The 7,320-nt window shown below is 73.9% G+C and carries 7 protein-coding genes; 5 read left to right on the forward strand and 2 right to left on the reverse strand.

What is annotated here, in order from left to right; all coding sequences use genetic code 11:
- The 4 genes from FM076_RS03005 to FM076_RS03020 form a co-directional block, all read left to right on the forward strand.
- Positions 1 to 714 (forward strand): glycoside hydrolase family 1 protein (locus FM076_RS03005; RefSeq protein WP_173868394.1); only part of this gene is annotated, 714 nt, incomplete at its 5' end.
- 238 nt (positions 715 to 952) lie between these two features.
- Positions 953 to 2,038, forward strand: coding sequence for a branched-chain amino acid aminotransferase (locus tag FM076_RS03010; protein WP_173868395.1), 1,086 nt, complete (start codon positions 953 to 955; stop codon positions 2,036 to 2,038).
- A gap of 195 nt (positions 2,039 to 2,233) precedes the next feature.
- Positions 2,234 to 4,318 carry a SpoIIE family protein phosphatase gene (locus FM076_RS03015; protein ID WP_173868396.1) on the forward strand — a complete coding sequence of 695 codons (2,085 nt, stop codon included), beginning with the start codon at positions 2,234 to 2,236 and terminating at the stop codon, positions 4,316 to 4,318.
- Between the two features lie 95 nt (positions 4,319 to 4,413).
- Positions 4,414 to 5,556, forward strand: coding sequence for an aminotransferase class V-fold PLP-dependent enzyme (locus FM076_RS03020; protein ID WP_173868397.1), 1,143 nt, complete (start codon positions 4,414 to 4,416; stop codon positions 5,554 to 5,556).
- Between the two features lie 132 nt (positions 5,557 to 5,688).
- Here the strand turns inward: FM076_RS03020 and FM076_RS03025 are convergent, their stop codons facing one another.
- Both FM076_RS03025 and FM076_RS03030 read right to left on the reverse strand, forming a co-directional pair.
- Positions 5,689 to 6,333 carry an HD domain-containing protein gene (locus FM076_RS03025; protein ID WP_173868398.1) on the reverse strand — a complete coding sequence of 215 codons (645 nt, stop codon included), beginning with the start codon at positions 6,331 to 6,333 and terminating at the stop codon, positions 5,689 to 5,691.
- Positions 6,334 to 6,403: 70 nt separating this feature from the next.
- Complete coding sequence (locus tag FM076_RS03030) at positions 6,404 to 6,850, reverse strand: nitroreductase family deazaflavin-dependent oxidoreductase (RefSeq protein WP_173868399.1); 447 nt, start codon at positions 6,848 to 6,850, stop codon at positions 6,404 to 6,406.
- Between the two features lie 256 nt (positions 6,851 to 7,106).
- Between FM076_RS03030 and FM076_RS03035 the strand changes: the two genes are divergently transcribed.
- Positions 7,107 to 7,320: EF-hand domain-containing protein (locus FM076_RS03035; protein ID WP_173868400.1), on the forward strand; the 214-nt coding region annotated here is incomplete at its 3' end.

Genomic DNA, 7,320 nt, shown 5'->3' on the forward strand with positions numbered 1-7,320 from the left:
AGCCCCGCCGACCAGGACGCGGCCCGCCGCATCGACGCCCTGGCCACCCGCGTGTTCACCGGCCCGATGCTGCACGGCAGATACGACGAGGACCTGCTCGCCGACACCGCCCGGGTCACGGACTGGTCCTTCGTGCGGGACGGCGATCCGGGGCTGGCCGGGCAGCCGCTCGACTGCCTGTGCGTCAACTACTACACGCCCACCGTGGTCTCCACCGCCCCGGAGGGCACCGTGCCCGAGCGCCGGGACGGGCACGGCGCCGGCGCGCACTCCCCCTGGCCGGGTGCCGACCGCGTCGCCTTCCACCAACTGCCCGGCGAGCGCACCGCGATGGGCTGGAGCATCGACCCGGGCGGCCTGCGCGACCTGCTGCTCCGCTTCCACCGCGAGGCACCCGGCACACCGCTGTACGTGACCGAGAACGGCGCCGCCTACCCGGACGAACCGGACGCCGACGGCCGCTTCCACGACCCCGCACGCATCGCCTATGTGCACCGCCATCTGGAGGCCGTGCACGAGGCGATCCGGCAGGGGGCCGATGTACGCGGCTACTTCGTGTGGTCGCTGCTGGACAACTTCGAGTGGGCCTGGGGCTACGGCAAGCGCTTCGGCCTCGTGCACGTCGACTACGCCACCCAGCGGCGCACCCCGAAGTCGAGCGCGGCCTGGTACGCGCGGCTCGCCCGCTCGGGCACCCTGCCGCCGCCCGCCTGACCGCACCGCCCCGTCGGGGGCCTGCCCGGTTCCGGGCAGGCCCCCGACGGGGCACCGTACGAACACAGGCCCGCCGAACTGCCGGGCGGAATCGGTGAACCCCTCGGTGACGGACCGCTTAACGGTCATTAACATCACCGGGTGACGCCGGTGCGCGGCGTCCGCCCACAAGAACTCCCGGCGGCGGCGACCGGGCAACCGAGCGCCGCGACTGCCGCATCGGCGTTAGGAGCTGGCCGTGGCCTCTGACTTCCCCCTCACCCGGACGACGAGTCCGCTTCCCGGCGCGGAGCGCGAGCGCGTCCTCGCGGCACCGGGCTTCGGCCGGTACTTCACCGACCACATGGCCACGGCCACCTGGAGCGCCGACCGGGGCTGGCACGGCCACCGGGTCGGCCCGCTGGAGCCGTTCTCCCTGCACCCGAGCGCGGCGGTGCTGCACTACGCGCAGGAGATCTTCGAGGGACTCAAGGCGTACCGGCACGCCGACGGCAGCGTCTGGCTGTTCCGTCCCGGGGCGAACGCCGCCCGCTTCGCCCGCTCCGCCCGGCGGCTGGCTCTTCCGGTGCTGCCGGAGGAGGACTTCCTGGCCGGGGTGGAGGCACTGGTGCGCGCCGACGAGCCGTGGGTGCCCGTGCCGAGCAGCGAGGAGAGCCTGTATCTGCGGCCCTTCATGTTCGCCTCCGAGGCGTTCCTCGGGGTGCGCCCGGCCAAGGAGATCACCTTCTCGGTCATCGCGAGCCCGGCCGGCCCCTACTTCGCCAACGGTCTCAAGGGGGTGACGCTGTGGGTGAGCAGTACCTACACCCGCTCGGCGAAGGGCGGCACGGGCGCGGCCAAGTGCGGCGGCAACTACGCGGGGAGCCTCGCCGCCCAGCTGGAGGCCGAGGAGCACGGCTGCGACCAGGTGCTCTACCTCGACGCGGCGGGCGAGGGCCATCTGGAGGAGTCGGGCACCATGAACCTGTGCCTGGTCACCGCGGACGGCCGCCTGATCACCCCGGAGCTGGGCACCATCCTGGAGGGCGTCACCCGCGACACCATCCTCGCGCTGGCCGCCGACTTCGGGCTCACCCCCAAGGAGTGCTCGGTCACCCTCGACGAGCTGCGTTCGGGCGTCGAGGACGGTTCGATCACCGAGGTGTTCGCCGCCGGCACGGCGGCCGTGGTGACGCCGGTCGTCGGCTTCAAGGGCGAGGGCTACGCGTTCACCGTCGGGGACGGCGGGCCGGGCAAGCAGACGGCGGCCCTGCGCTCCCGGGTCCTGGACATCCAGTACGGCCGCGCGGAGGACACCCACGGCTGGCTGCACCGGGTGCTGTGACCCCGGCACCGGGGCGGGACGGCACCCGCGCGGGCGGCCGGTGCGGCGGTGGAGGGCGCCCGGACGGCGGGCTGGTCCTGCCCCCGCCGCGGGCCCTGCCGGCTCCGGGTCCGCTACGGCACCCCCGAAGGGGCACGCCCGCCGTCCACGAGGGAGGATGGGAGGGTACGCCCCGGCCAGGAAGGTGCCGTCGTCGTGAGGAACCACGAGGAGCCGCCCGAAGGCGACCCCGGCGGCGCGCCCGGAGTGAGCCTGTCCCCGCCCGGCGGGCTCCTGGACGTGCTGGCCGTGGGAGCCGTCGTGCTGGACGCGCGCGGGCGCATCGTGCTGTGGAGCCCCCAGGCCGAGCAGTTGTTCGGTTACTCGGCGGAGGAGGCCCTCGGCCGGTACGCCGCCCCGCTGCTGGTGCCGGACGAGCACACGGAGGTCGTCCTGCGCCTGTTCGACCAGGTCGTGCGGGAGGGCAGGAGCTGGGCGGGTTCGTTCCCCGTCAAGTGCCGCGACGGGAGGATCAGGGCCCTGGAGTTCCGCAACATGCGGCTCAACGACGACCGGGGCGACGTCTACGCGCTGGGCCTGGTCACGGACCAGGCCACGCTGCGGGAGGTGGAACGGAGCCTGGCGTTCTCCGGGCGCCTGGTGGAGCAGTCGCCCATGGGCATCGCCGTCCTGGACACGGAGTTGCGGTACGTGTCCGTCAACCCCACGCTCACCCGGCTGGACGGCGTGAGCGCCGAGGAGCACCTGGGCCGGACCGTCCACGACATCCTGCCGCCGCGGCACGCCAGGGACGCCGAGCGGGTGCTGCGGCAGGTGCTGGAGACGGGCGAGCCGATGATCGACCGGGAGGTGCTCGGGGGCGAGACGTCCTCGGGCGAGGGGCATGCCTGGTCCGTGTCCGTCTTCCGGCTCGACGACGCCGGCGGACGGCCCCTGGGGCTGACCATCTCCGTCACCGATGTCACCGAACGTCACCGGACCGCCCGGCAGGCCGAGCAGGCCCGGCAGCGCCTCTCCCACCTCGCGGAAGCCTCCGTACGCATCGGTACGACGCTCGACCTGGACCAGACCGCCCGCGAACTCGCCCAGGTCGCCGTGCCCGACCTGGCCGACATCGCCGCCGTCGACGTGCTGGACGCCGCCGTCCGGGACCAGCCCGTCCGCATCCCCGAGGAACAGACCGCCACCTTCCGGGCGCTGGCGCTGGTGACCGACTACCCCACGGTCGCCGCCGACGCCGCCGACCCGCCCGGACACGTGGCCCGCTACGGTGCCGAGCGGCTGGTGACCCGCTGTGTCGCCACGGCCGAGCCCGTCGTCGTCCCGGCGGTCCGCGACGAGGACCTGCGGTACATCGCGCGGGACGAGCACGCCGCCGCGCTGCTGGCCCGCGCGGGCGTCCACTCCTACCTGGCCGTACCGCTCATCGCCCGCGGCGAGGTGCTGGGCGCCCTCGACCTCAAGCGCACCCGCAACCCCAAGCCCTTCGACCGCGACGACATCATCCTCGCCTGCGAGCTGGCCGGGCGCGCGGCCGTCTGCATCGACAACGCCCGCCTCTACCGCCAGCAGCGCAACATCGCCCTGACCCTCCAGCGCAGCATGCTGCCCACCCCGGCCACCACCCGCAGCGCGCTGCGGGTCGCCTCCCGCTACCAGCCCGCCGGGGCGCACAGCGAGGTCGGCGGCGACTGGTTCGACGTCATCGACCTGGAGGGCGGCTCGACGGCGCTGGTGGTCGGCGACGTGATGGGAAGCGGCATCAACGCCGCCGCCACCATGGGCCGGCTGCGCACCGCCACCCAGACGCTCAGCAGGCTGGCGCTGTGCCCGTCCGAGGTGCTGCGCCACCTCGACCAGATCACCACGGGACTCGACCCGTTCTTCGCCACCTGCCTGTACGCGGTGCACGACCCCGCCCGGCGCACCTGCAAGCTGGCCTCGGCCGGTCACCTGCCCTCCGTCCTCGTGCCCGCCGGCGGCGAGCCCCGGCTCCTGGAGCCGCCGACGGGCGCGCCGCTGGGCACCGGCGTCGGGGAGTTCGGCACCGTCACCGTCGACCTGCACCCGGGCGACCGGCTGGTCCTCTACACCGACGGGCTGATCGAGACCCGGCACGACGACATCGACGACCGGCTGCGGGTGCTGCTGGACCTGCTGCGTCCGGGCCCCGACTCCGGCGAGTCGCTGGAGAAGCTGTGCGACCGGCTGCTGACCACCCTGCGCCATCCCGGCAACCACGACGACGTCGCCCTCTTGGTGACCAGCCCCCGGGAGTGACCGGGGTGCCGGGGGCGGGGCCGCCGGGCTGGACGTAGGGTCGTGCCGTACCCGGGCCGTGGCAGGATGCGGCCCGTCGTGGCTGGAAGGCGACCGTGACTGCGAACACCGAGCACCCGATTCTGCTGGATCTGCCGCCGCTGACCGCGGAGCGCTTCGCCGCCGTCGAGGACAAGATCGCCGCGCTGCTCCGGACGCGGTGCGACGTGGTGGCCATGCAGGGCGAGGCACTGCTGCCGCTGGAGGCGTGCATCCGTTCGGCCGCGCCGCGGGGCAGTACGGCGCTGAACATCGTCACCGGGCCGTACGGGGAGACGTTCGGCGGCTGGCTGCGCTCCTGCGGTGCCGAGGTCGTCACCCTGACGGCGCCGTTCACCGGGGCGGCCGGCGTGGACGAGGTGGCCCGGGCGCTGCGGGAGCACCCGCACATCGGCCTGGTGAGCCTGGTCCACGCGGAGGCGGCGACCGGCAACACCAACCCCGTCGCGGAGATCGGCCCCGTGGTGCGCGAACACGGCGCGCTGCTGATGCTGGACGCCGTCGCCTCGGTGGGCGCCGAACCGCTGCTGACCGACGAGTGGGGCGTGGACCTGTGCGTCATCGGCGGGCAGAAGGCGCTGGCCGGTCCCGCCGGGGTGTCGGCCGTCTCCGTCAGCGCGCGTGCCTGGGAGCGGATCGCCGCGAACGGGCAGGCGCCGCGCCGGTCCTACCTCTCGCTGCTGGACTGGAAGGAGCGGTGGCTCGACGGCGGCCGCACCGCCCTGCCGCACGCCCCTGCGCAGTTGGAGATGCTGGCCCTGGAACAGGCCGTCGACCGGATCGCCGCCGAGGGCCTGGACGCGTCGATCGCCCGGCACCGTGCGGCGTCCGCCGCGACCCGGGCCGCCGCACGCCTGCTGCCGGGCCTGGCCCCGTACGTGGTACGCGACCAGGACGCCGCCCCGGCCGCCACCACGCTGCGCGCACCCCAGGACGTGGACGCCCGCGAGGTGGTGGCCGCGGCGCTCAAGGCGGATCCGCGGGTGCCGTTGCAGGCGGCGGCGGGTGCGCTGGCCGCACAGATGCTGCGCGTCAACCACTACGGGCGGGCGGCCGACCGGGCGGTGGTCCAGGACACCGTGCGGGCGCTCGCCGCCGGTCTGGAGTCGCTGGGCGTGCCCGGGGGTCCGGACGCCGCCGGGACGGCCGAGGCCGCCGAGGCGGCCGGTGCGGCCTGGGACGCGGTGGTGGCTGGGTAGCGCCCCGGGACCGGTCCAGGCCCGGGGTCCGGACCGGTCCCGGGTCCGATTCCGGTTCCGGTTCCGGTTCCGGTTCCGGTTCCGTCCAGGGTCGGCCGGTGGCCGGGGCGGCGCCCGCCGGGTGCGGGCCGCTCACTCCGGCCAGGGCGACTCCAGGAGGGTGCGCACGAAGTCGCCGCGCCTGAAGTGCGGGTCGTAGTGCGTCAGTACGTCGGCCTTCACAGTGCCGAAGGTGGTCTGCGGCTTCTGCTCCACCCCGTCCGCGAACGCCCGCAGGATGCGCTGCTTGAAGGCCGGGCGCGGATGCAGGGCGACGACGGCCTCGCGGTCGGCCGCCTCCAGTTCGTCGAAGCCGAAGCCGAGGACGTCGTACTCCACGCCCGCCGCCACCAGCGCCACCTCGGGTTCCATGTGTTCCGGGATGCCCGGGGTGGTGTGCAGGGCGATCGCCGTCCACACCCGCCGGATGCTGTCCTCGGGCACCCCGCGGGCCTGGAGGAAGCGGCGGGCCTCGTCCGCGCCGTCCACCTCGAAGCGGCGCCCGCTGGTGCGGAACGGTTCCCCCAGCCCGACGTCGTGGAAGAGCGCCGCGACGTAGAGCAGTTCGGGGTCGTGGCTGAGTCCCCGGGCGCGGCCCAGGAGGCTGCCGAAGAAGAAGACCCGGCGCGAATGGTCGTAGATCAGGTCGCTGGCGGTGTCGCGTACGAGTTCGTTGGCCTCGGCGGCCAGCCGGGAGTCGGGCACCTGTACGTCCGCCGGGCCGTGCTGCTGGCTCATCGGCCTCCTTGGTCTCCTCGCCGTCCTGCCGCCACCGTCCTGTCCGCCCCCGTGCCGCCCGCCGGGCCGCTCAGTGGCCGCCGGGTGTGGGCTCCAGGACGAAGACCGGGATCTCGCGGTCGGTCTTCTTCTGGTAGTCGGCGTAGTCGGGGTACGCCTCCACGGCGCGCTCCCACCACACCGCCTTCTCCTCTCCGGTGACCTCCCGGGCGGTCATGTCCTGCTTCTTGGGACCGTCCTGGAGTTCGACCCGGGGGTCGGCCACCAGGTTGTGGTACCAGACCGGGTGCGAGGCCGCGCCGCCCTTGGAGGCCACCACGGCGTACTTCCCGTCGTGCTCGACCCGCATCAGCGGCGTCTTGCGGACCTTGCCGGACCTGGCGCCCCGCGTGGTGAGGATGATGACGGGCATGCCCCGCATGGTCGTGCCCTCCGTACCGCCGGAGCGCTCGTACAGATCGACCTGGTCGCGTACCCACTGCTCCGGGCTCGGCTCGTACTCACCCTGGATCGGCATACTGCGTTCGTCCCCTCGTCGATTCGTCGTCCCGCGTCTGGCCGGGGTCCCGCGTCGGGCCGGGATGCCTCCGGCACTGACGGGTTACCACAGGCGGCCCTCACGTACACGTGACAGGGCCGGGGCGCGGGAGCGCCGAGTGGGGCCGCGCGGAAAGCGGGCAGGCCGGTGCGGGGCCGCCCGGAGGACGGGATAGCGTGACGGCAGCGTGCCGCCGGGCACGCGGAAAGTTCCATCACACGGAGGAAGAGCTCACGTGGCCCGTATCGAGGACGCGCGCAAGACCTTTGACAAGTTCGACCGGAACGGGGACGGGTTCGTCACGCCGGTCGAGTTCCAGCAGGCCATGGTGGAGATGGGGGACCGGCACTACACCGTGGGCCTGGCCGAGGCGATAGTGAGGACCCGCGACGCGAACGGTGACGGGGTCCTCACGTTCGAGGAGTTCTTCGAGAAGGCCAAGGACCTCT

The organism is Streptomyces albus subsp. chlorinus (assembly GCF_013302895.1).
GTDB classification, from domain to species: domain Bacteria; phylum Actinomycetota; class Actinomycetes; order Streptomycetales; family Streptomycetaceae; genus Streptomyces; species Streptomyces chlorinus.